This is a genomic window from Pseudomonas peradeniyensis, assembly GCF_014268935.2.
GTDB lineage: Bacteria > Pseudomonadota > Gammaproteobacteria > Pseudomonadales > Pseudomonadaceae > Aquipseudomonas > Aquipseudomonas peradeniyensis.
In genome coordinates this window covers 430253-453990 of record NZ_JABWRJ020000002.1, presented here as the reverse complement: position 1 = coordinate 453990, position 23738 = coordinate 430253, and the positions used below count along the sequence as shown (strand labels likewise).

The 23738-nt window shown below is 65.5% G+C and carries 26 protein-coding genes; 21 read left to right on the top strand and 5 right to left on the bottom strand.

Annotation, left to right across the window (positions count from 1 at the left end):
• Positions 1–19: 19 nt before the first annotated feature.
• The 13 genes from cbiE to cycA all read left to right on the top strand — a co-directional run bounded on the left by cbiE (position 20) and on the right by cycA (position 11908).
• The gene (gene cbiE, locus HU751_RS11535; RefSeq protein ID WP_186732734.1) at positions 20–1231 is read left to right on the top strand and encodes a precorrin-6y C5,15-methyltransferase (decarboxylating) subunit CbiE; all 1212 of its coding nucleotides are present in this window, start codon (positions 20–22) and stop codon (positions 1229–1231) included.
• Positions 1224–2318 (top strand): cobalt-precorrin-5B (C(1))-methyltransferase, encoded by a 1095-nt coding sequence (locus HU751_RS11530; RefSeq protein WP_186732733.1) that lies wholly within the window; start codon positions 1224–1226, stop codon positions 2316–2318. The genes cbiE and HU751_RS11530 overlap by 8 nt, the downstream gene beginning before the upstream one ends.
• Entirely contained in the window at positions 2315–3043 is a 729-nt protein-coding gene (locus HU751_RS11525; RefSeq protein WP_186732732.1) for a cobalt-precorrin-6A reductase, read from the top strand. The genes HU751_RS11530 and HU751_RS11525 overlap by 4 nt, the downstream gene beginning before the upstream one ends.
• An 83-nt stretch (positions 3044–3126) precedes the next feature.
• Positions 3127–3357, top strand: a complete 231-nt coding sequence (vapB, locus tag HU751_RS11520) for a type II toxin-antitoxin system VapB family antitoxin (protein ID WP_011535889.1) — start codon at positions 3127–3129, stop codon at positions 3355–3357.
• Positions 3357–3767 carry a type II toxin-antitoxin system tRNA(fMet)-specific endonuclease VapC gene (vapC, locus tag HU751_RS11515; protein ID WP_186732731.1) on the top strand — a complete coding sequence of 137 codons (411 nt, stop codon included), beginning with the start codon at positions 3357–3359 and terminating at the stop codon, positions 3765–3767. Before vapB ends, vapC begins: the two co-directional genes overlap by 1 nt.
• 72 nt (positions 3768–3839) lie before the next feature.
• Positions 3840–4277, top strand: coding sequence for an NfeD family protein (locus HU751_RS11510; protein WP_186732730.1), 438 nt, complete (start codon positions 3840–3842; stop codon positions 4275–4277).
• Positions 4278–4303: 26 nt separating this feature from the next.
• The gene (locus HU751_RS11505; protein WP_186732729.1) at positions 4304–5158 is read left to right on the top strand and encodes an SPFH domain-containing protein; all 855 of its coding nucleotides are present in this window, start codon (positions 4304–4306) and stop codon (positions 5156–5158) included.
• Positions 5159–5311: 153 nt separating this feature from the next.
• The gene (locus tag HU751_RS11500) at positions 5312–5701 is read left to right on the top strand and encodes a DUF2946 domain-containing protein (protein WP_186732728.1); all 390 of its coding nucleotides are present in this window, start codon (positions 5312–5314) and stop codon (positions 5699–5701) included.
• Between the two features lie 47 nt (positions 5702–5748).
• Entirely contained in the window at positions 5749–6231 is a 483-nt protein-coding gene (locus HU751_RS11495) for a copper chaperone PCu(A)C (protein WP_186732727.1), read from the top strand.
• 25 nt (positions 6232–6256) lie between these two features.
• Positions 6257–6688 carry a DUF2946 domain-containing protein gene (locus tag HU751_RS11490; protein ID WP_186732726.1) on the top strand — a complete coding sequence of 144 codons (432 nt, stop codon included), beginning with the start codon at positions 6257–6259 and terminating at the stop codon, positions 6686–6688.
• A gap of 69 nt (positions 6689–6757) precedes the next feature.
• Positions 6758–8824 carry a TonB-dependent copper receptor gene (locus HU751_RS11485; RefSeq protein WP_186732725.1) on the top strand — a complete coding sequence of 689 codons (2067 nt, stop codon included), beginning with the start codon at positions 6758–6760 and terminating at the stop codon, positions 8822–8824.
• 58 nt (positions 8825–8882) lie between these two features.
• A complete protein-coding gene (locus HU751_RS11480; protein ID WP_186732724.1) occupies positions 8883–10247 on the top strand; it encodes a PepSY-associated TM helix domain-containing protein in 1365 nt (454 codons plus the stop codon).
• 245 nt (positions 10248–10492) lie between these two features.
• The gene (cycA, locus tag HU751_RS11475; protein ID WP_186732723.1) at positions 10493–11908 is read left to right on the top strand and encodes a D-serine/D-alanine/glycine transporter; all 1416 of its coding nucleotides are present in this window, start codon (positions 10493–10495) and stop codon (positions 11906–11908) included.
• Between the two features lie 86 nt (positions 11909–11994).
• On the opposite strand, the gene HU751_RS11470 is transcribed toward cycA, so the two are convergent.
• Positions 11995–12294, bottom strand: a complete 300-nt coding sequence (locus HU751_RS11470; RefSeq protein ID WP_186732722.1) for a hypothetical protein — start codon at positions 12292–12294, stop codon at positions 11995–11997.
• Between the two features lie 508 nt (positions 12295–12802).
• On the opposite strand from HU751_RS11470, the gene urtA reads away from it, so the two are divergent.
• From urtA to HU751_RS11435, 7 genes are all read left to right on the top strand, one after another.
• Positions 12803–14068, top strand: coding sequence for an urea ABC transporter substrate-binding protein (gene urtA, locus HU751_RS11465; RefSeq protein ID WP_186732721.1), 1266 nt, complete (start codon positions 12803–12805; stop codon positions 14066–14068).
• 112 nt (positions 14069–14180) lie between these two features.
• Complete coding sequence (gene urtB / locus HU751_RS11460; RefSeq protein WP_186732720.1) at positions 14181–15668, top strand: urea ABC transporter permease subunit UrtB; 1488 nt, start codon at positions 14181–14183, stop codon at positions 15666–15668.
• On the top strand, positions 15668–16747 hold the full coding sequence (urtC, locus tag HU751_RS11455; protein ID WP_186732719.1) for an urea ABC transporter permease subunit UrtC: 1080 nt from the start codon (positions 15668–15670) through the stop codon (positions 16745–16747). The genes urtB and urtC overlap by 1 nt, the downstream gene beginning before the upstream one ends.
• On the top strand, positions 16744–17601 hold the full coding sequence (gene urtD / locus HU751_RS11450) for an urea ABC transporter ATP-binding protein UrtD (protein WP_186732718.1): 858 nt from the start codon (positions 16744–16746) through the stop codon (positions 17599–17601). The genes urtC and urtD overlap by 4 nt, the downstream gene beginning before the upstream one ends.
• A gap of 134 nt (positions 17602–17735) precedes the next feature.
• Positions 17736–18434, top strand: a complete 699-nt coding sequence (urtE, locus tag HU751_RS11445; protein WP_062572701.1) for an urea ABC transporter ATP-binding subunit UrtE — start codon at positions 17736–17738, stop codon at positions 18432–18434.
• Positions 18435–18465: 31 nt separating this feature from the next.
• On the top strand, positions 18466–18990 hold the full coding sequence (locus tag HU751_RS11440; protein WP_186732717.1) for a GNAT family N-acetyltransferase: 525 nt from the start codon (positions 18466–18468) through the stop codon (positions 18988–18990).
• Between the two features lie 5 nt (positions 18991–18995).
• Positions 18996–19538, top strand: a complete 543-nt coding sequence (locus tag HU751_RS11435; RefSeq protein ID WP_186732716.1) for a GNAT family N-acetyltransferase — start codon at positions 18996–18998, stop codon at positions 19536–19538.
• Between the two features lie 21 nt (positions 19539–19559).
• On the opposite strand, the gene HU751_RS11430 is transcribed toward HU751_RS11435, so the two are convergent.
• Complete coding sequence (locus tag HU751_RS11430) at positions 19560–19865, bottom strand: chaperone modulator CbpM (RefSeq protein ID WP_186732715.1); 306 nt, start codon at positions 19863–19865, stop codon at positions 19560–19562.
• 2 nt (positions 19866–19867) lie between these two features.
• The gene (cbpA, locus tag HU751_RS11425) at positions 19868–20833 is read right to left on the bottom strand and encodes a curved DNA-binding protein (protein WP_186732714.1); all 966 of its coding nucleotides are present in this window, start codon (positions 20831–20833) and stop codon (positions 19868–19870) included.
• A gap of 163 nt (positions 20834–20996) precedes the next feature.
• On the opposite strand from cbpA, the gene HU751_RS11420 reads away from it, so the two are divergent.
• Complete coding sequence (locus HU751_RS11420; RefSeq protein ID WP_186732712.1) at positions 20997–22268, top strand: Hsp70 family protein; 1272 nt, start codon at positions 20997–20999, stop codon at positions 22266–22268.
• 82 nt (positions 22269–22350) lie between these two features.
• Here HU751_RS11420 and HU751_RS11415 read toward each other — a convergent pair whose 3' ends face one another.
• Both HU751_RS11415 and HU751_RS11410 read right to left on the bottom strand, forming a co-directional pair.
• A complete protein-coding gene (locus HU751_RS11415; protein ID WP_110734957.1) occupies positions 22351–23358 on the bottom strand; it encodes an AI-2E family transporter in 1008 nt (335 codons plus the stop codon).
• Positions 23359–23428: 70 nt separating this feature from the next.
• Positions 23429–23713, bottom strand: a complete 285-nt coding sequence (locus tag HU751_RS11410) for a PsiF family protein (RefSeq protein ID WP_050707114.1) — start codon at positions 23711–23713, stop codon at positions 23429–23431.
• Positions 23714–23738: the final 25 nt, after the last annotated feature.

Here is a 23738-nt window from a genome sequence, read left to right as displayed (position 1 = left end):
TGATTGCTACGAGGAACAGATGGCCCCCTGGCTGACAGTAATAGGCATCGGCGAAGACGGCTTCAGTGGCCTGGGCAAGCAGGCCCGGCGTGCCCTGCTATCGGCCACGCGAATCATCGGGGCCCCACGCCAGCTGGCGCTGCTGCCCCGCTGCGTGACCGCCGAGCAGTTGCACTGGCCCAGCCCCTTCTCCCTGGCCCCGGTCATGGCCCTGCGCGGCGAGCCGGTATGCGTGCTGGCCAGCGGCGACCCGATGTTCTACGGCGTCGGCGCCAGCCTGGCGCGCCAGCTGCCCGCCGAGGAACTGCAGGTGCTGTCGATGCCCTCCTCCTGCGCCCTGGCCGCCGCCCGCCTGGGCTGGCCGTTGCAGGATGTGCAGGTAGTCTCGGTGGTTGCCCGTCCGCTGGCCGCGCTCAATGCCCATCTGCACAGCGGCATGCGCCTGCTGGTGCTGAGCAACGACGAAAGCAGCCCGGCGGCCATTGCCGCGCAGCTGTGCGAACGTGGCTTCGGCCCCAGCCGTCTGCAGGTGTTCGAACACCTCGGTGGCCCGCAGGAGCGAACGCTGAGCGGCACCGCCGACGACTGGCCACACACCGACATCGCCACGCTCAACCTGGTCGCCATCGAATGCCAGGCCTCGCCCGACACCCCACGCCTGCCTCGCGTGGCCGGCCTGCCCGACAGCGCCTTCCGTCACGACGGCCAGCTGACCAAGCGCGACGTGCGAGCGATCACCCTGGCCCGCCTGGCACCACAACCCGGCGAGCTGCTGTGGGACGTAGGCGCCGGTTGCGGTTCCATCGGCATCGAATGGATGCGCGCCCACCCCAGCTGCCGCACGCTTGCGATCGAGGCTGACGAAGGCCGCCAGGGCTTCATCGAACACAACCGCGACACCCTCGGCGTGCCCGGCCTGCAACTGATTCGCGGCAAGGCACCCGAAGCCTTGGCCGGGCTGGAACGTCCGGATGCGATCTTCATTGGCGGTGGCGTCACCCGCGAAGGCGTGTTCGACCTGTGCTGGGAGCGCCTGTTGCCGGGCGGACGCCTTGTTGCCAATGCGGTCACGCTGCAAAGCGAGGTCGCCCTGGCGCAGTTCCGCGAGCAGCACGGCGGCGAGCTGACCCGCATCCACATAGCCCACACTCAACCACTGGGCAGTTTCGACACCTGGCGCCAGGCCCTGCCAATCACCTTGCTCGACGTGGTGAAACCCCTCGATGCGTGAAGAAACCCGCGAACAGGCCGCGCCACTGCGCAGCGGCCTGACCACCGGCAGCTGCGCCACCGCCACCAGCCTGGCGGCGGCGCGCCTGCTGCTGACCGGGCAACAGCACGACGCGGTGGAGATCACCCTGCCCAAGGGCAAGGTGGTGCAGATGCGCCTGGAGTTCTGCCACCTCAAGGGCGACATGGCCGAGGCCGGCACCTTGAAGGATGCCGGCGACGATCCCGATGTCACCCACGGCGCCCTGCTCTACAGCCAGGTGCGCCTGCGCGCCGAGCCCGGCGTACGCTTCATCGCGGGCGTGGGCGTGGGTACCGTGACTCGCCCGGGGCTGGTGCTGGCAGTCGGTGAACCGGCCATCAACCCGGTACCGCGCAAGATGATCAGCGACCATCTGCTGCAACTGGCGGGCGATTGCGGCTACCACGGCGGTTTCGAAGTGACGGTCAACGTGCAAGGCGGCGAACAGCTGGCCCTCAAGACCATGAACCCACGTCTGGGCATCCTCGGCGGGCTGTCGATCCTGGGCACCAGCGGCATCGTCCGGCCGTTCTCCTGCTCGGCCTACATCGCCTCGATCCACCAGGGCATCGACGTCGCCCACACCAACGGCTACACCCATATCGCCGCCTGCACCGGCAACGCCAGCGAAGACACCATGCGCCGGGTCTACAACCTGCCGGAGATCGCCCTGATCGAGATGGGCGACTTTGTCGGCGCCGTGCTCAAGCACCTGCGCAAGGTACCGGTGCCGCGCCTCACACTATGCGGCGGCTTCGGCAAGATCAGCAAGCTGGCCGCCGGAAACATGGACCTGCACAGCCGCCATTCGAGCATCGACCTGCCGCAGCTGGCGGGCTGGGCGGCGGCCATTGGCGCGGACACGGCGCTGCAACAGGCGATCATCGCCGCCAACACCAGCCAGCAGGCCCTCGCCCTCGCGCATGCCGCCGGCATCGCCCTGGGCGATGAGGTGTGCCGCCATGCCTTGACCTTCGCCCGCAGCGTGGTGCCGGCCCAGGTGCAGGTGGAAGTGTTCGCCATCGACCGCCAGGGCGGCATCGTCGGCAAGGCTGGTGTGGCATGAATGGCCGCATCCTGCTGCTCGGCGGCGTCACCGAAGCCCTGGCCATCGCTCGCCAGCTTGGTCCGCAGCATGTCTACAGCCTCGCCGGCATCGGCCGTGTGCCCCAGGACCTGGCCTGCCAGGTGCGGGTCGGCGGCTACGGCGGCGCCGAAGGCCTGGCCGATTACCTGCGCGAAGCAGGCATCGACCTGCTGATCGACGCCACCCATCCCTATGCCGCGCAGATCAGCCGTAACGCCACCCTCGCCGCACGCAGCGCCGGTATTCCCTGCTGGGCGCTGCGCCGCCCGGCGTGGCAGGCGCAGCCCGGTGATGACTGGCGCGAAGTCGAGGACTGGGCCGGGCTGATCGAGGCGCTGACTCCGTTCCAGCGCCCCTTGTTCACCCTTGGCCGTGAACCCCTGCAACATCTGGACGAAATCCCACCACACCAGTTCTGGACCCTGCGCGCCCTCGAGGCGTGCCCTGGCAATGAACGCTGCGAGGTGATCGGTGCGCGCGGGCCCTTCCTCATCGACGATGAACGTGCCCTGTTCGAACGTCGACGGATCGACGTACTGGTGAGCAAGAACAGCGGCAGCACGGCTACCGAGCCAAAGCTGGAAGTGGCACGGGCACGCAGGGTGCCGGTGCTGGTACTCAAACGGCCAGTACTGCCGGAAGTGGATCGGGAATTCCAGGATGCGAGGCGGCTGCTGGAGGCGCTCCACCTGCCCAAGGCCTGATCGGCACCCTGTATATCCCATTGACATATCCACCTCCAGAATTAAACTCCGGTCATACATTTGCGCTTTCAAGGAGGCCCATCATGGAGCAAGGTGCAGTCTTCAAAAGTAACCGCAGCCAGGCTATCCGCATGCCAAAAGCCCTCGCCCTTCCAGAAGACGTCACCCGCGTGGACATCGTTGCGGTGGGCCGTTCCCGCATCATCTCGCCTGCCGGCGAAAGCTGGGACAGCTGGTTCGAGGGTGACGATGTGAGTGCGGACTTCATGGCAAGCAGGGAACAGCCAGCCGACCAGGAGCGCGAAGGATTCTGATGCTCAGGTACATGCTCGATACCAACATCTGCATTTTCACCATCAAGAACAAGCCACAGGTAGTGCGCGAGGCATTCAATCGCCATCACGGCCAGCTGGCCATCAGCACGGTAACCCTGATGGAGTTGATCTACGGTGCGGAGAAATCCGCGGCGCCGGAACGCAACCTGGCCATTGTCGAGGGGTTCGCCGCACGGCTCGATGTGCTTGACTACGACACTCAGGGCGCAGCTCACACCGCGCAGCTACGTGCGGAGCTGGCCAAGGCCGGCACGCCCATCGGCCCCTACGACAGAATGATTGCCGGCCACGCCCGCGCTCGCGGCCTTACGCTGGTGACCAACAACCTGCGCGAGTTCCAGCGTGTGCCGGGGCTGCGTGTGGAAGACTGGGTAACACACCCACGCTGACGGTCACGAGATGGCCCTGTGCCTTGATCCTGCCGTAGAATCACCTCTCCCCTTCTGGAAGGCTCCACCCATATGGAAATGCAATGGTGGATCTGGCTCGTCTTCGGCGTGGCCCTGATCCTGCTGGAACTGGTGCTCCCCACCTTCTTCATCCTCTGGTTCGGCATCGGCGCCGTGCTGGTGTCGCTCGTCTCGCTGCTCGCCCCCAGCCTGCAACTCGATATGCAGGGCCTGCTGTGGGTGGTGTTCTCATCGATCACCACGGTGCTCTGGTTCAAGGTGTTCCGCCGCAAGAAGCCGGACGTGCGCTGGACCGCTGACAGCGTGATCGGCGAGGTCGGCCTGCTGACCGCCAACGTCTCGCAGTTCCAGAAAGGCCGGGTGCGCTTTCAGAAGCCCATCCTCGGCAACGAGGAATGGACCTGCGTCTCGGACAACGACATCCCCACCGGCGAGCGCGTACGCCTGGCCGCCATCGAAGGCAACACCGCCCGGGTCACCCGGGCCTGAATCCGCACTAAAAGGAAGTTCGCAGCATGACCAGCCTCATCATCGTCGGCACCCTCGCCGCATTTGTCCTGATCACCGTGTTCAAGGGGGTGCGCATCGTGCCCCAGGGCGAGGAATGGATCGTCGAGCGCCTGGGCCGCTATCACAGCACCCTCAAACCCGGCCTGAACATCGTCATTCCATACATGGACGTGGTCGCCTACCGCCTGCCGACCAAGGACATCATCCTCGACGTGCAGCAGCAGGAGATCATCACCAAGGACAACGCGGTGATCGTCGCCAACGCCCTGTGCTTCGCCAAGGTGGTCGACCCGCAGAAGGCCTCGTACGGCGTGCAGAACTTCTCGTTCGCCGTCACCAGCCTGACCATGACCTCGCTGCGCGCCATCGTCGGTGCCATGGACCTGGACGAAGCGCTGTCCAGCCGCGAGCAGATCAAGGCACGCCTGCGCGAGGCGATGTCCGAGCAGACCGAAGACTGGGGCGTGACGGTGCGCTCGGTGGAGATCCAGGACATCAAGCCCTCGCCGAGCATGCAGACCGCCATGGAACGCCAGGCCGCCGCCGAACGTGAGCGTAAAGCTGACGTAACTCGCGCCGAAGGCAACAAGCAGGCGGCGATTCTCGAAGCCGAGGCGCGCCTGCAGGCGGCCAAGCTGGATGCCGAGGCCCAGGTCAACCTGGCCGAGGCATCGGCGCGTGCGATCACCCTGGTCAAGGAAGCGGTGGGCAGCGAGACCGTGCCGGCCATGTACCTGCTGGGTGAGCGGTATATCGGGGCGATGGAGAACCTGGCGGGTAGCGACAACGCCAAGGTCGTGGTGCTGCCGGCCGACCTGCAGGAGACCGTGCGCGGGCTGCTGGGGCGTGGCAAGGCCTGATAGCCCGGGGGCGCTTTGCGCCCCTTTCGCGGCACAAGGCCGCTCCTACAGGGGCATGCGAATGCCTGCGGGTGCGGCACTTCACCGCACCCCGGCATTTTTACCTATACTCCGCCGTACAATAGCCATCACGATTCCTGACCGGATCTCTCCATGCCCCCACGTCGGCACATTGCCTGGATAGCCTGCTTCGCAGTGCTGTTCAACCTGCTGGCCATGCCGCTGTCCTCCGCCGCGCCGAAAGGCCCGGCCGAACAGCTGCTGTGGGGGGCTTTCTGTTCCAGCATGGCCAACAAGGCCAAGGTCGATGTCCAGGCCCTGGCCAAGATCGACCTGGGGACGCAAAGCGACGACAGCGCCAGCATGATGAACTGCTGGTGCTGCCTGGGCGCAGTGCCCTTGCTGGCCCTGCCCGGCTACCCGCCGCAGTTGCACAACCCGCCCGTGCTGCCTGCGGGGCACGCGCCACAACTCGCCGACTACCAGCCCACGCCGCGCCAGCTATGGCCCGCGCTCAATCCCCGTGCCTCTCCCCTGGCCTGAGTTCACTACGCTGTCTGCCTGAACCTCAACAGATCGGAGACTCACCCATGCTCAAGCAAGCCCTCGTCCTGGCCGCCCTGCTGCTGCCCGGCGCCTATGCCAACGCCCACGAATACAGCAAAGGCGACCTGCACATCGCCCACCCCTGGTCGCTGGAGCTGCCGCCGAACGCGCCCAACGTCGCGGCCTATTTCGTCGTGCACAACAACGGCAAGACCGACGACCGCCTGCTCTCGGCGGACACGCCGATCAGCGCCGACGCCCAGCTGCACGAGCATGCGATGAGTGCAACCGGCGCCATGAAGATGCAGCAGGTGCAGAGCGTGGTAGTACCCGCTGGCAAGGACCTGACCTTCGCCCCCAGCGCCTACCACGTGATGATCATGCAGCCCAAGGACCGCAGCCTGTTGACCGACGGCAAGCGCTTCCCGCTGACCCTGCACTTCGAGAAGGCCGGTGACATCACCGTCGAAGTCGCCGTGCAGAAGCAGCCACCGGCCGAGCAGGCTGCGCACGAGCACGCGCACTGACTTGATCGACTGACAGGCGCTCACCATGAGCCTGCCGCGCTACAGCTCCGTCCGCACTACCCGCCCTGATCGCAGGCGCGTCGGTGGCGGCTGGCTGAGCCTGTTCGCCATGTGGATGATCTTCATCGGCCCGCTGGTTTCCCAGTCGATGCCGATGGAGCACCACGCCGGCATGTCCATGCCCATGGACATGTCGATGAGCATGCCCATGGCGCACGGTCACGACGAGCACCACGGCCACGGCAACGATGGCCAGCTGCATGTCATGTGGGAAAAGTGCGGCTATTGCAGCCTGCTGTTCAATTGCCCCGCCCTGCCCCAGAGCCTCAGCCCGCTCAGCGCAGGCAGCGTCACCCCACCCAGCCACCTCACCGTCGCCACGCGCCAGGGCCATGCCCGGCAGGCTGTATTCCCCGGCGCCCGCAGCCGCGCTCCGCCCCATTCGATCGTCGCTTGAACACAACACGCTAAACGCCCGAAGCCAGGAGGCTTCGCGCTGACTCACGACTGATCGACTGGAATCATTATGTCCGGCTGCACCCCTGTTTTTGCCCTTTCCCTGCGTGGCACCATCGCCGTGCTCTGCGGCTCGCTGCTCGCGCCACTGGCCTTTGCCGCCGAAAACGGCCACGAAGGCCATGTGCACGACCCGGCCGAGCTGAGCCCGACGGTGATCACCGCCATCGCCCCGAGTTCGCCACTGACCGTGGTCACCAACCCCAAGGACCCGCGCCAGCCCGTGCCGGCCAGCGACGGCGGTGACTACCTCAAGACCATCCCCGGCTTTTCGGTGGTCCGCGCCGGCGGCACCAATGGCGACCCGGTGCTGCGCGGCATGTTCGGCTCGCGCCTGAACATCCTCACCAATGGCGGCATGATGCTCGGTGCCTGCCCCGGCCGCATGGACGCCCCGACCTCGTATATCTCGCCGGAAACCTACGACCGACTCACGGTGATCAAAGGCCCACAAAGTGTGATCTGGGGCCCGGGTGGCTCCGCTGGCACCATCCTGTTCGAACGTGACCCGGAGAAATTCGGCGAGCTCGGCAGCCGGGTCAACGGCAGCGTGCTGGCCGGCTCCAACGGCCGCTTCGACAAGGTGCTCGACGCCGCGGCCGGCGGCTCGCTCGGCTACGTGCGTTTCATCGGCAACCAGTCGCACTCGGACGACTTCGAGGACGGCAACGGCGACACCGTGCCGTCGCGCTGGGACAAGTGGAACGGCGACGTCAGCCTCGGCTGGACCCCGGACGCCGACACTCTGCTCGAGCTGACCGCCGGCAAGGGCGACGGCGAGGCCCGCTCCGCCGGGCGCGGCATGGACGGCTCGCAGTTCAAGCGCGAAAGCCTGGGGCTGCGCTTCGAGAAGTCCAATCTCGGCGAGGTGCTCGACAAGGTCGAGGCGCAGGTCTACTACAACTACGCCGACCACGTGATGGACAACTACACCCTGCGTACCCCATCGGGCACCGGCATGATGGGCATGCCCATGGTCAGCAACGTCGACCGACGCACGATGGGCGCGCGGATCAAGGCCACCTGGCGCTGGGCCGACGTGCAACTGATCAGCGGCATCGACGCGCAGACCAACGAGCACCGTCAGCGCGGTGGCATGGGCGTCAACGCGCACAAGGGCAAGCCCTGGACCAAGGACGCCGACTTCCACAACTACGGCGCCTTCGGCGAACTCACCTGGTATGCGACCGGCGAGGATCGCCTGGTCACCGGCGCCCGCCTGGATCGCGCCTCGGCCCGCGACTTCCGCAAGGGCAGCGCCACCGAAGGCGACACCCGCGCCGACACCCTGCCCAGCGGCTTCGTGCGCTACGAGCACGACCTGGCGGCGATTCCGGCCACCACCTACATCGGCCTGGGCCACACCCAGCGCTTCCCCGACTACTGGGAGCTGTTCTCGCCCAAGCGCGCCCCGGCCGGTTCGGTCAACGCCTTCGACGGCATCAAGCCAGAGAAGACCACCCAGCTCGACTTCGGCATCCAGTACCGCGACGAGCGCCTGGAGGCCTGGGCCTCGGGCTATGTCGGGCAAGTGCGCGACTACATCCTGTTCGACTACCAGCGCAACATGATGGGCTCGCTCACCTCCCAGGCGCAGAACATCGACGCCCGCATCATGGGCGGTGAGCTGGGCGCGGCCTACAAGCTGACCGAGAACTGGAAGGCCGACGCCACCCTGGCCTACGCCTGGGGCAAGAACAGCAGCGCCGGCAAGGCCCTGCCACAGATGCCACCGCTGGAAAGCCGCCTCGGCCTGACCTACAGCCGCGACACCTGGAGCGTCGGCGCCCTGTGGCGCCTGGTCGCCGAGCAGAACCGCATCGCCAAGAACCAGGGCAACGTGGTCGGCAAGGACTACGACACAAGCTCAGGCTTCGGCGTGTTCTCGCTCAACGGTGCCTACAAGATCAACAACAACCTCAAGCTCAGCGCGGGCGTCGACAACCTGTTCGACAAGGCCTACGCCGAGCACCTGAACCTGGCCGGGAACGCCGGGTTCGGCTACCCGGCCAACGCCACGGAACCGGTGAACGAGCCAGGCAGGACCTTCTGGACCAAGGTCGACTTCAGCTTCTGACAACAACAAACGGGCGCGGGACCTGACCGCGCCCACTTAAGGTCTACGGGAGGCTCATATGAGCAAACCAATCGTTTCCTTCTACAACCTTGCGTGGCGCTGGCATTTCTATGCCGGGCTGTTCGTGGCACCGTTCATGATCCTGCTGGCGATCACCGGGATCATCTACCTGTTCAAGCCGCAGCTCGATCCGTTGATGTACCGCGAGCTGATGGTGGTCGAGGCAGGCCATCACCGACAGGACGCCGACACGCTGCTGGCCAACGTGCGCCAGGCTTATCCACAGGGTCAGGTGGGGCAGTACCTGCCGTCGGTGGGCGCCGAGCGCAGCGCACAGTTCGTCGTGCATGACGGCGGTCGCGAGCTGAACGTCTTCGTCGATCCGTACAGCGGCAAAGTGCTGGGCGAACAGGACGGCAAGCAGAACCTGCAGGCCATTGCCCGCGCCCTACATGGCGAACTGATGGTCGGCACGGTCGGTGACCGGCTGGTGGAACTGGCGGCCGGCTGGGGCATCGTCCTGGTCGTGTCCGGCCTCTATTTGTGGTGGCCACGCGGGCGCAACAGCGCTGGGGTGCTGTGGCCACGCTTGAGCGCACGCGGCCGGTTGCTGTGGCGCGACCTGCATGCCGTCACCGGCTTCTGGGGTTCGGCCTTGCTGCTGTTGATGCTGATCAGCGGCATGACCTGGACCGGGCTGTGGGGCAAGCAGTATGCCGACCTGTGGAACCGGTTCCCGGCGGCCATGTGGAATGACGTGCCCAAGTCCGACAGGCAGGCACGCGAACTGAATGAAGCCCATCGCCAGACCGTGCCGTGGGCCATGGAGAACACCCCGATGCCGGTGTCCGGTGCCCATGCCGAGCATGCCGGGCATCACACGATGGACCAGGCGCCGGCGGCGCCGCAGGTGAGCCTGCAGCAGGTCGAGAACATCGCCAATCTGCGCGAGGTCGAGCCGGGCTACAGCATCACCCTGCCGACCAGTGCCGACGGGGTGTTCACCATCGCGGTATTCGCCGACGATCCGCGCAACGATGCCACCCTGCATGTGGATCAGTACACCGCAAAGGTGCTGGCCGATGTGCGCTGGCAGGACTACAGCCCGGTGGCGCGTGCCACGGAGCTGGGGGTGATGCTGCATGAAGGGAAGATGTTTGGGCCGCTGAACCAGGTCGTCATCCTGCTGGTGTGCCTGATGATCCTGCTGGGGTCGGTGAGCGGGCTGGTGATGTGGTGGAAGCGCAAGCCGGCTGGTGGGCTGGGGGTGCCGCCGCTGCGTCATGACCTGCCGCGCTGGAAGACGGCGGTGGGGGTGATGGTGGTGTTGGGCGTCGCCTTCCCGCTGGTGGGGATTTCGATGGTGGTGATGTGGGTGGTGGATAGCCTGGTGGTAAGGCGCCGGCTCCTGGTTCGGGCCTGATATCGCTATCGCGGGGCAAGTCGCATCGGCGCACCGCCGCTCCCACGCCGTGCACGATCCATGGCGTGGGAGCGGGCTTGCCCCGCGATGAGGCCGGCACCAACAACCATTGATTCCCGTCATGTCGAGCACCGCGCTGCACCGCCAAGATCGTGCCGATCTGCCACACCCGCGATCGGAACGCGACGTGATAGCCTACTCGGCTTTCGCTCACAAAAAGACTGACCCTCAATGGAATGCAGCCTATGACCCGGACCTCCCAGACACCCTCTGAAGAGCAGCACCTGCAACGCAACCTGACCAACCGCCACATCCAGCTCATCGCCATTGGCGGCGCCATCGGCACCGGCCTGTTCATGGGCTCGGGCAAGACCATCAGCCTGGCCGGCCCGTCGATCATCTTCGTCTACATGATCATCGGCTTCATGCTGTTCTTCGTCATGCGCGCCATGGGCGAGCTGCTGCTGTCGAACCTCAACTACAAGTCGTTCATCGATTTCTCCGCCGACCTGCTCGGCCCCTGGGCCGGCTACTTCACCGGCTGGACCTACTGGTTCTGCTGGGTGGTCACCGGCATCGCCGACGTGGTGGCGATCGCCGCCTACACGCAATTCTGGTTCCCGGACCTTCCGCAGTGGATACCGGCACTGAGCTGCGTGGCCCTGCTGCTGTCGCTGAACCTGGTCACGGTGAAGATGTTCGGCGAAATGGAATTCTGGTTCGCCCTGATCAAGATCATCGCCATCATGGGCCTGGTCGCCACCGGCTTGTACATGGTCGTTACCGGCTTCCAGTCGCCAGCAGGCCACACCGCCACCCTGGCCAACCTGTGGAATGACGGCGGCATGTTCCCCAACGGCCTGCTCGGCTTCTTCGCCGGCTTCCAGATCGCCGTGTTCGCCTTCGTCGGCATCGAGCTGGTGGGCACCACCGCCGCCGAGGCGAAGAACCCCGAACGCACCCTGCCGCGGGCGATCAACTCGATCCCGATCCGCATCATCGTGTTCTACGTGCTGGCGCTGATCGCGATCATGGCCGTGACTCCATGGCGCGACGTGGTGCCGGGCAAGAGCCCGTTCGTCGAGCTGTTCGTGCTGGCCGGCCTGCCGGCGGCGGCCAGCATCATCAACTTCGTGGTGCTCACCTCGGCGGCCTCGTCGGCCAACAGCGGCGTGTTCTCCACCAGCCGCATGCTGTTCGGCCTGGCCCAGGAGGGCGATGCGCCCAAGGCGTTCGAGAAGCTCTCGCGCCGCGCGGTGCCGGCCAACGGCCTGTACTTCTCCTGCACCTGCCTGCTGCTGGGCGCGGTGCTGATCTACCTGGTACCCAATGTGATCGAAGCCTTCACCCTGGTGACGACGGTGTCGGCGGTGCTGTTCATGTTCGTGTGGACGCTGATCCTGCTGTCGTACCTGAGCTACCGCAAACAGCGCGCGGCGCTGCATGAGCAGTCCACCTACAAGATGCCGGGCGGGCGCTTCATGTGCTACGTGTGCCTGGTGTTCTTCGCCGGCATTCTGGTGCTGTTGAGCCTGGAGGCGGATACGCGCTCGGCGCTGGTGGTGACGCCGATCTGGTTCGTGATTCTGGCGGTGACCTATCAGTTCGTGCGCAGCAGGCGTCAGCCGCGTGCCACCGTGCGTGGGGCGTCGAACAGCTGATCCTGAACCCATCGCGGGGCAAGCCCGCTCCCACGCCTGCCGTGTGAGATCGGCGTGGGAGCGGGCTTGCCCCGCGATGAGGCCCGCTAGCCTTGCTCCAACCCTTCAAGCACGGCTTCGGCCAGCGCCAGGCCTTTCTCCAGCGAGTTCTCCGTCGCCGTCAGCAAACTGCGCAACGGCTCCCCCGCCTTCTCCAACGCGGCAGCATTGGTCTCATAAGCCGCCTTCAACGCCGCCACCGCGCACACCAGCGCATCCTCGCTATCAACGCCAGCACGTACCGAGAGAATCGGGGCATGGGCGTGATTGCAGGTGCCGAAGTGGGAACAAGCGGTGACGGGACGTGATTGGCGAGGACTGTGGTTGACCAGCGATTCCTGGTTCATGGCTGCACCTCTCGATGAAAGGTGGCGATTTCAGCAAATGCGAATGGTGGATCTGGAACGATCTTCTTGAGCATGGTGCATCTCCTTGCGGCTCTCCGTAATGACGCTCCGCACCCACACGCCAATATGGGTGGACGGAGCCGTGCGGGTTGGCGTGCCGGACAGAGAGAGCCGGTGAGCCCGAAGGCTCCCACACACGGCTCCGCCCATAACGGGTGCAGCCACGCAGGACACTGCTAAAAGTGCCCGCTCTCTGTATCCGGGACGCCAATCCCGAACCGCAGAAACTACTGCGGTGCGGCACGGTACTCAAGTAGTGCTTATGTGTCAAAAGTGTTCATCGCCCCCGGCCCCAATCCTGTGCAGGCCCAACCTGCAAGCACCATCCTGGCCCCACCTCGCGCCCCGATTCGTCGCACAACCGCTCTATCACGCACATTCCATCGCTCGGCACAGCCTTTGCACTCTCCAACTAGGCCAACACCCACCATCACATCGGAGTGAGCACATGAAGCGACGCAGTCTGATCAAGGCCTTTACCCTCAGCGCATCGATCGCCGCGATGGGCCTGAGCTGGAGCATCCAGGCCGCCGAGACCATCAAGGTCGGCATCCTGCATTCGCTGTCCGGGACCATGGCGATCTCCGAGACCTCGCTCAAGGACATGGCGCTGATGACCATCGACGAGATCAACGCCAAGGGCGGGGTCAACGGCAAGCTGCTGGAGCCGGTGGTGGTGGACCCGGCGTCCAACTGGCCACTGTTCGCCGAGAAGAGCCGCCAGCTGCTGACACAGGACAAGGTCGCGGTGGTGTTCGGCTGCTGGACCTCGGTGTCGCGCAAGTCGGTGCTGCCGGTGTTCGAGGAGCTCAACGGCCTGCTGTTCTACCCGGTGCAGTACGAGGGTGAAGAGATGTCGCCGAACGTGTTCTACACCGGCGCGGCGCCCAACCAGCAGGCGATCCCGGCGGTGGAGTACCTGATGAGCGAGGACGGCGGCGGCGCCAAGCGCTTCTTCCTGCTGGGCACCGACTACGTCTACCCGCGCACCACCAACAAGATCCTGCGCGCCTTCCTGCACAGCAAGGGCGTGGCCGACAAGGACATCGAAGAGGTGTACACGCCGTTCGGCCACAGCGATTACCAGACCATCGTCGCCAACATCAAGAAGTTCTCGGCCGGGGGCAAGACGGCGGTCATTTCCACGGTCAACGGCGACTCCAACGTGCCGTTCTACAAGGAGCTGGCCAACCAGGGGCTGAAGGCCACCGACGTGCCGGTGGTGGCGTTCTCGGTGGGTGAAGAGGAGCTGCGCGGCATCGACACCAAGCCGCTGGTGGGGCACCTGGCGGCGTGGAACTACTTCGAGTCTGTGGATAACCCGGTCAACCAGAAGTTCGTCGCCGACTGGAAGGCCTACGCCAAGGCCAAGAACCTGCCGGGGGCCGACAAGGCGGTGACCAACGACCCGATGGAGGCCACCTACGTGGGCATCCACATGTGGGCGCAGGCGGCGCAGAAGGCCGGCAGCACCGATGTGGACAAGGTGCGCGAGGCGCTGGCCGGGCAGAGCTTCAAGGCGCCGTCGGGCTTCACCCTGACCATGGACAAGAGCAACCACCACCTGCACAAGCCGGTGATGATCGGCGAAATCCAGGATGATGGGCAATTCAGTGTGGTGTGGCAGACCGAGGAGCCGCTGCGGGCGCAGCCTTGGAGCCCGTTCATTCCGGGGAATGACAAGCGGCCTGACTATGCAGTGAAGGGCAACTGACGCCATCGCGGGGCAAGCCCGCTCCCACGCTGCACTCACCTCTGGATGGGGGGCGGCGTGGGAGCGGGCTTGCCCCGCGATGAATCCACCGCCGATTTCCAGGACTGCCCGCATGCTCAGACTCCTGTTCACATTACTACTGCTATTGCCCCTGGCCACCCAAGCCAGCGAAGGCGAGTTCTTCCTCACCGCCAAACCCGCCGAACAGGCCAGCCTGCTCGAAACCTGGGCCGCACAACCCGATGCCGCCCGCCTGCCGCTGCTGGAAAACCTGCGCCAGGGCCGCATCGCCGAAAACGACACGCGCAAACTGCGCCTGAACAACCGCCTGCGCGGCCTGATCGACAACACATTGGCCAGCCATCAACTGCTCAGTGACCAAGCCAACGTGCGCCTGGTCGCCGCCCAGCAACTGCAAAAAACCGCGCAACCGGCGCAGATGGCCTTCCTCGACCGCCGCTTCGCCAGCGAACCGGACGCCGCCGTGCACGCGGCCCTTGGCCTGGCCCTGGCCAACCTGCAACTGGGCGCCAGCGAGCCTGCAGTACGCCTGGCCGCGGTGCGCCTGCTCGGCGAAACCGGCGACCCGCTGGCCCGCACCCGCCTCGAAGCCCTGCTGCAACCCGACGCCGAAACCGACGCCGCCGTGCGCATCGCCGCAGAAACCAGCCTGGCCCAGGTACAGCGCAAGCTGCTGGTCGGCGAACTGCTCGGCCAGGCCTTCAGCGGCCTGTCGCTGGGTTCGATCCTGCTGCTGGCGGCGCTGGGCCTGGCAATCACCTTCGGCCTGCTCGGGGTGATCAACATGGCCCACGGCGAGATGCTGATGCTCGGCGCCTACAGCACCTACATGGTCCAGGTGCTACTGCAGCGTTATGCCCCGGGCGCCATCGAGTTCTACCCGCTGATCGCCCTGCCGGTGGCCTTCGCCGTCAGCGCCGGGGTCGGCATGGCCCTGGAGCGCACGGTGATCCGCCACTTGTATGGCCGCCCACTGGAAACCCTGCTAGCCACCTGGGGCATCAGCCTGATCCTGATCCAGGCCGTGCGCCTGATCTTCGGCGCGCAGAACGTCGAGGTGAGCAACCCGGCCTGGCTGTCCGGCGGCATCCAGGTGCTGCCCAACCTGGTGCTGCCGTACAACCGCCTGGTGATCATCGGCTTCGCCCTCGCCGTGGTTCTGCTCACCTGGCTGCTGCTCAACCGCACCCGGCTGGGCCTGAACGTGCGCGCCGTCACCCAGAACCGCAACATGGCGGCCTGCTGCGGGGTATCCACCGGGCGCGTCGACATGCTCGCCTTCGGTCTTGGCTCAGGCATTGCCGGGCTCGGCGGCGTGGCCCTGAGCCAAGTCGGCAACGTGGGGCCGGACCTGGGCCAGAGCTACATCATCGACTCGTTCCTGGTGGTGGTGCTCGGCGGCGTCGGCCAGCTGGCCGGCAGCCTGTGGGCGGCCTTCGGGCTGGGCATCGCCAACAAACTGCTGGAGCCGCAGATCGGTGCGGTGCTGGGCAAGATCCTCATCCTTGCGCTAATCATTCTGTTCATCCAGAAGCGCCCGCAAGGCCTGTTCGCCCTCAAGGGACGGGTAATCGACTGATGAACCAGCCATTGATTGTCACTGCCACGCGCAAGGCCGGCACCCGGGTTTCAATGGCCGTCGGCGCCGTTGTCGTCCTGGTGCTGCTGGCCCTGCCGCTACTGTCGCTGCTGCCTGACGGGCACGCCTTACAGGTCTCGGCCTATACCCTGACCCTGGTCGGCAAGATCCTCTGCTACGCCATCGTCGCCCTGGCCCTGGACCTGGTCTGGGGCTACGCAGGCTTGCTGTCTTTGGGCCACGGCCTGTTCTTCGCCCTGGGCGGCTACGCCATGGGCATGTACCTGATGCGCCAGGCGGCCGGCGATGGCTTGCCGGGGTTCATGACCTTCCTGTCGTGGAGCGAGCTGCCCTGGTACTGGGCCGGCACCCAGCATTTCGCCTGGGCGCTGTGCCTGGTGGTGCTGGCGCCGGGGCTGCTGGCGCTGGTGTTCGGTTTCTTCGCCTTCCGCTCACGGATCAAGGGCGTGTACTTCTCGATCATGACCCAGGCCCTGACCTTCGCCGGCATGCTGCTGTTCTTCCGCAACGAGACCGGCTTTGGCGGCAACAACGGTTTCACCAATTTCCGCACCATCCTCGGTTTCGATATCACCGCCCAGGGCACCCGCGCCGCGCTGTTCCTGCTGACGGTCGGCCTGCTACTGGGCAGCCTGTTCCTGTGCTGGCGCCTGACCCAGAGCAAGTTCGGTCGCCTGCTCACTGCCGTGCGCGATGCCGAGAACCGCCTGATGTTCTGCGGCTACGACCCGCGCGGCTTCAAGCTGCTGGTATGGGTGCTCAGCGCCGTGCTGTGCGGCCTGGCCGGAGCGCTGTACGTGCCGCAGGTGGGCATCATCAACCCCAGCGAGATGTCGCCGACCAACTCCATCGAGGCCGCCGTGTGGGTGGCCCTGGGCGGGCGCGGCACGCTGATCGGGCCGCTGCTCGGCGCCGGTTTGGTCAATGGCATGAAGAGCTGGTTCACCGTGGCGTTCCCCGAGTTCTGGCTGTTCTTCCTCGGCGCGCTGTTCATCCTCGTCACCTTGTACCTGCCCAAGGGCGTGGTCGGCCTTGTGAAGAAAAGGAGCCAGCCATGAGAAGCGTGCCCCCGGTGCATCCGGAATTCATGCTGGAACCGATCTTCGACCAGATCGGCAGCGGTCGCGAGGCGATCGGCCTGGGCCGGCGCCGCGAGGCCGGGCTCGACACCCGCCACGGCACGGTGCTGAGCCTGGAGGGCATCAGCGTCAGCTTCGATGGCTTCAAGGCGCTCAACGACCTGAACCTGTACATCGGCGTCGGCGAGCTGCGCTGCATCATCGGCCCCAACGGCGCCGGCAAGACCACGATGATGGACGTGATCACCGGCAAGACCCGCCCCGACAGCGGCACGGCGTATTTCGGCGACACCCTCGACCTGACCCGCATGAGCGAGTGCCAGATCGCCCAGGCCGGCATCGGTCGCAAGTTCCAGAAGCCCACGGTGTTCGAGGCGCTGACGGTGTTCGAGAACCTGGAGCTGGCGCTCAAGGCCGACAAGTCGGTGTGGGCCAGTTTGGTGGCGCGGCTGTCCGGCGAGCAGCGCCAGCGCATCGAGGAGGTGCTGGCCACCCTGCGCCTGCTGCCCCTGGCACAGCGCCAGGCGGGGTTGTTATCCCATGGGCAGAAGCAGTTCCTGGAGATCGGCATGCTGCTGGTTCAGGAGCCGAGGTTGCTGCTGCTCGACGAGCCGGTGGCGGGGATGACCGATGCCGAGACCGAGTTCACCGCCGAGCTGTTCCGCTCGCTGGCGGGCCACCATTCGCTGATGGTGGTGGAGCATGACATGGGCTTCGTCGGCAGCATTGCCGACCATGTGACGGTGCTGCACCAGGGCAGCGTGCTGGCGCAAGGGTCGCTGGCGCAGGTGCAGGAGGATGAGCGGGTGGTCGAGGTGTATCTGGGCCGCTGAATTCTGGGTGGCTGTACCGGCCTCATCGCCGGCAAGCCGGCTCCCACAGGGTTTGTGCAAGCGCAGCCCCTGTGGGAGCCGGCTTGCCGGCGATGAGGCCCGAAAACACAAAGCAGATTCGAAAAGGACAACACATGCTCAAGATCGACACCCTGCACCAATACTACGGCGGCAGCCACATCCTGCGCGGCCTGTCCTTCGAGGCCAAGGTCGGCGAGGTCACCTGCCTGCTGGGTCGCAACGGCGTGGGCAAGACCACCCTGCTGCGCTGCCTGATGGGCCTGCTGCCGGCCCGCGAGGGCCGCGTGGAATGGGAAGGCAAGCCGATCACCACGCTCAAGCCCCAGCAACGGGTCCAGGCCGGCATCGCCTACGTGCCCCAGGGCCGCGAGATCTTCCCGCGCCTGACCGTCGAGGAAAACCTGCTGATGGGCCTGTCGCGCTTCCCCGCCCGCGAGGCACGGGAAGTACCCGCCTTCATCTACGAGCTGTTCCCGGTGCTGGAGCAGATGAAGCAACGCCGTGGCGGCGACCTCTCGGGTGGCCAGCAGCAACAGCTGGCCATCGGCCGCGCCCTGGCCAGCCGCCCGCGCCTGTTGATCCTCGACGAGCCCACCGAAGGCATCCAGCCGTCGGTGATCAAGGAGATCGGCGCGGTGATCCGCAAGCTCGCCGACCGGGGCGACATGGCCATCCTGCTGGTGGAGCAGTTCTACGACTTCGCCGAGGAGCTGGCCGACCAATACCTGGTCATGGCACGCGGCGAGATCGTCCAGCGCGGCCGGGGTGAAAACATGCAGGCCGAAGGTGTGCGCGGCCTGGTTACCATTTAATCTGCAACCACTTCCCTTGCGAGACGCTGTCATGAGTTACCAGATCCGCGACGCCCTGATCGACGACGTGCCGGGCATCCTCGACATCTACAACGACGCCGTGGCCAACACCACGGCGATCTGGAACGAAACCCCCGTGGACCTGGGCAACCGCCTGGCCTGGTTCGAGGCCCGTGCGCAGCAGGGCTACCCGATCCTGGTCGCGGTGGACGACAGCGGCGTGCTGGGCTATGCCTCATTTGGCGACTGGCGGCCGTTCGAAGGCTTCCGGCATACCGTCGAGCACTCGGTGTACGTGCGTGGCGACCAACGCGGCAAGGGCCTGGGGCCGGTGTTGATGGACGCGCTGATCGAGCGCGCGCGCCACTGCGACAAACATGTGATGGTTGCCGCCATCGAGAGCGGCAACGCCGCGTCGATCCGCCTGCACGAACGCCTGGGTTTCAGCACCACCGGGCAGATGCCGCAGGTGGGGGTGAAGTTCGGGCGCTGGCTAGACCTGACCTTCATGCAGCTGTACCTGAATGACAACTCCCTTCCCCCTTCAAGGACCTGAAGCCGATGAACACCGCCCAGCTGCACCGCGTGACCCACGAAGGCCTGGCGTACTACCGCGACGGGTTGGTGACCCTTTTGCTCGATGCGGTGCGCCAGGGCGCGTCGGTGGGGTTTCTAGCCGATATCGACGAGCAGCAGGCCAAGGCCTACTTCGATGAGGTGAAGGCAAAGCTGGCCGGTGGCGAGCGGCTGCTCTGGGTCATCGCCCAGGGGCAGGAGGTGCTGGGTAGTGTGCAGCTGGGGTTGTGCCTGAAGCCCAACGGGCTGAACCGGGGCGAGGTGCAGAAGCTGCTGGTGCACAGCGATGCGCGCAGGCGTGGGCTGGGGCAGCAGTTGATGAACGCGCTGGAGACCGAGGCGCGGCGGATCGGGCGGGGGATGCTGTTTCTCGATACCGAGGCTGGGTCCGAGGCAGAGGCGTTCTATCGGGTGCTGAGGTACAGCAAGGCAGGGGAGATTCCGGATTATGCCTGCGGACCGGAAGGGGTTTACCGGGCAACAGCGTTGTATTTCAAGGTCCTGGCCCCCGCCTCAGAACGGCGTTGATGCCCCGCGATGCTTTAACTCTCACATCTGGGTAAACCTGCCCAACCGCTGCTTCAACATGCTGTTCTCGCTGCGCAACTGCTGCACCTCTTCCAACAGCTCCAACGCCAGCGCCACCCCTTCCCACTCCAGCTCCAGCTCCTGATGCAGCTTCACCGCGCGCTTCAAGGTCACCGGCGCGCGGTCATCGAACACCCACTCCTCGGGCGTTCGCCCCGACGGTTCGACAATGCCGTGCTCGACGATCTCGATCACCCAGTCGGCCGTGATGTCGGCCTCCTGGCACAGGGTACGCATGTCCAGTTGAACGATCAGGGGGCTGCTCATGATCACTTACTCCATTGAGTCCTCGGGTTGAACGCGGCTTTCTCGGAGAGCTGGGTCCACAATGCGCGAGTTGCGTCGTCGGATTGGGCAGGCATCACTACCTTGAGCTGGGCGTACAGGTCGCCGCGCTCGCCTTGCTTGTTCAACAGGCCCATGCCCTTGACCCGCAGGCGCTGGCCGCTCTGGCTGTCAGGGCGGATGGTCAGGTTGATCTTGCCGGTCAGGGTGGGTACGGCCACCTTGGCGCCGAGCGCCGCCTCCCACGGTGCCAGGGGCACGGTGATGATCAGGTCATGGCCTTCGACATCGAACAGCGGGTGCGGTGCCATGCGGATGGTCAGGAACAGGTCGCCATTGGCGCCACCGCCCACGCCCGGCGCGCCCTGGCCCTTGAGGCGGATGCGCTCGCCGTCGGTCACCCCGGCGGGGATCTTCACGTTCAGCGTTTTCGTGGTGAAGCCGGTGCGCTGCCCGGCGCCGTTGGTCTGCGGCACCTGGAAGCTGATCTGCTTGGATTCCTTGTTCAGGGTCTCTTCGAGGAAGACCGCCAGTTCCAGTTCCACGTCCTGCCCTCGCCTGCCGGCACTGCGTTGTTGCCGGCCACCGCCGCCACCGAAGGGGTTGCCGCCCCGGGCGCCGAAGATCGAGCTGAAGAAATCGGAAAAATCGCCACCCTCGAAGCCACCGCCGCCGCCATTGCCGCCACGGGACTGCCAGCCAGGCGGTGCCTGGAACGGCCGGCCATGCTGGCCGCCATACTTGCGGATCTCGTCGTACTCGGCGCGCTTGTCCTTGTCGCCAAGCACTTCGTAGGCCTCGTTGGCCTCCTTGAATTTGTCCTCGGCGTCACGCTCCTTGCTGACGTCGGGGTGATACTTGCGCGCGAGCTTGCGGTACGCGGCCTTGATCGCCTTCTCGTCCGCGCTCGCCTCGACGCCGAGTATCTTGTAATAGTCTTTGAAGTCCATCTATGGATCACCGATGTGAATGTACGTATTGCCACTGAAGATTGGGGTCAAGCATAGCCTTTCAAGGTTCATCCGGGGTTGCGCTATCGCAGACGACCGGTCTTGATTTAGCCGCAGACTGGCATAAACTGCGCGGCCGTTTTGCCTCCGGAAGCTCTCCTTCATGTCTGACGTATCCCCGGCCCGTGCCCTTGGCATCGACTTCGGCACCTCCAACTCCACGGTCGGCTGGCACCGTCCGGGCGTCGAATCGCTGATCGCCCTGGAAGACGGCAAGATCACCCTGCCGTCGGTGGTCTTCTTCAACATCGAGGAGCGTCGTCCCGTGTACGGTCGCCTGGCCCTGCACGAGTACCTGGAAGGCTACGAAGGCCGCCTGATGCGCTCGCTCAAGAGCCTGCTGGGCTCCAAGCTGATCAAGCACGACACCAGCGTGCTGGGCAGCGCCCTGCCGTTCAAGGACCTGCTGGGCATGTACATCGGCGAGCTGAAAAAGCGCGCCGAAGCCGATTCCGGCCGTGAATTCGACCAGGTGGTGCTGGGCCGCCCGGTATTCTTCGTCGACGAAGACCCGGCCGCCGACCAGGAGGCCGAGGACACCCTGGCGGAGGTGGCGCGCAAGATCGGCTTCAAGGACGTGTCGTTCCAGTACGAACCGATCGCCGCGGCGTTCGACTACGAGTCAGGCATCAGCCGGGAAGAGCTGGTACTGATTGTCGATATCGGCGGTGGTACCTCGGACTTTACCCTGATCCGCCTGTCGCCCGAGCGCCACCTGGTGGCCGAGCGCCAGAGCGACATCCTGGCCACCGGCGGCGTGCACATCGGCGGTACCGACTTCGACAAGCAGCTGAGCCTGCAGGGCGTGATGCCGCTGTTCGGCTACGGCAGCCGGATGAAGAGCGGCGCGCTGATGCCCACCAGCTACCACCTCAACCTGGCTACCTGGCACACCATCAACGCCCTCTACTCGCAGAAGTCGCAGCTGGCCTTGGGCAACATGCGCTACGACATCGAGGACACGCTGGGCATCGATCGCCTGTTCAACCTGATCGAACAGCGCGCCGGGCACTGGCTGGCGATGGAGGTGGAGGCCAGCAAGATCGAGCTGACCGAGCGCGACAGCCGGCACATCGACTTTGGCCGTATCGAGCCGGAGCTGTCGGCCGAGCTGACCCGGGTACTGTTCGAGGAGGCCATCGATGGGCTGCTGGAGCGGGTGCGTGGCAGCGTGAGCGAGTTGCTGGCCAAGGCCGGCGTGAGCGAGGGCCAGGTGGACACGGTGTTCTTCACCGGTGGTTCCAGCGGGATTCCAGCGCTGCGCAACAGCGTGGCGGCTATGCTGCCCAATGCGCGGCATGTGGAAGGCAATATCTTCGGCAGTATCGGCAGCGGGCTGGCGATCGAGGCGCGCAAGCGTTACGGCGCGGCCTGATTCAAAGGCCTTATCGCGGGGCAAGCCCGCTCCCACGCCAAGTTCATGACTGCTTTGTGGGAGCGGGCTTGCCCCGCGATGATCAGACCAACTCCGCCCGCTTCAACTCACTCTTCAGGTAGGCGTAATAGATCGGCCCCGCCACCACCCCCGGCAGCCCGAACGCCGCCTCGAACACCAGCATCGCCAGCAACAGCTCCCAGGCCTTGGCACTGATCTGCCCGCCGACGATCCGCGCGTTGAGGAAGTACTCGACCTTGTGGATCACGATCAGGTACCCCAACGCCGCCATCGCCACCCAGATCGACAGCGACAACCCGACGATGGTGATCAGGGTGTTGGACATCAGGTTGCCGATCACCGGCAACAACCCCAGCAGGAAGGTCAGCACGATCAGCGTCTTGGTCAACGGCAGGTGCACGCCGAACAGCGGCAACACCACGGCCAGGAAGATGCCGGTGAAGACGGTGTTGAGCAGCGAGATCTTGATCTGCGCGAAGACGATGTTTCGAAACGCCTGCACCAGCAGGCTCAGGCGTTCGAACAGCGCTGCCGCCAGGGGCTTGCGCCGGGAGATGTCGGGGATGCGCTGCAGGGCAACGATGGCGCCGAGGATCATGCCGATCAGCAGGGTCACGAACATGTGCGCCATGCCCTTGCCCACCAGTTGCAGGTCGCTCAGGTGGCTCTTGATCCAGTCGCCGATGGCCACCTTGAACTCGGCGGCGCTGGCCGGCAGGTAGGCTTCGATGAACGGCGGCAGCTGGCCTCGCGCGCGCTCGACCAGGCCCATGAACTTGTCCAGCGAGGCGCCGGGGTTCTCGGCCTCGTGCAGCAGGAAACTGAAGGCGCCGGCGATCAGCAACGTCAGCGTGCTCACCACCAGGGTGCCGAGCAGCGCCACCGCCAGCCAGCGTGCGCGCTGCCCGGCGATCAGCGGTTGCAGCCGCGGAGTGAGCATGTTGACCAGCTCGTAGACCAGCAGGCCGGCCAGCAGGCTCGGCAGCAGCTTCAGCGGCAGCGCCAGCAACAGGCCCGCCATGACGATGATCCAGCTGGCCAGGGTGACCTGGCGGGGAGTGAAAGTCATACAGCCTCAACGGCAGACAGCGGAAAGTCCCGCAGTCTGCCAGCCTTCACGGCAGAGGCATAGGCGCAGGTCATTTCTTCTTCAGGCAGTCACTCATGAAGGTCTTGCGTTCATCGCCCTTGAGCGCCTTGGTGGTGGCGTCGGCGTTGCAGGTCTTCATCTTCTCCTGCTGGGTCTGCGGCACATCCTTCTTCAGGCAGGTGCTCATGAACGCCTTGCGCTCATCGCCCTTGAGCGCCTTGGTGGTGGCGTCGGCGTTGCAGGTCTTCATCTTTTCCTGTTGCGCGGTGGCGGCGAACCCTTGGCCCGCGATCAACAGGCCCAACACCAGCAGGGGTACGTGCAGCAGCTTCATGGAGTGGTCTCCTTGCCTGCGCGCC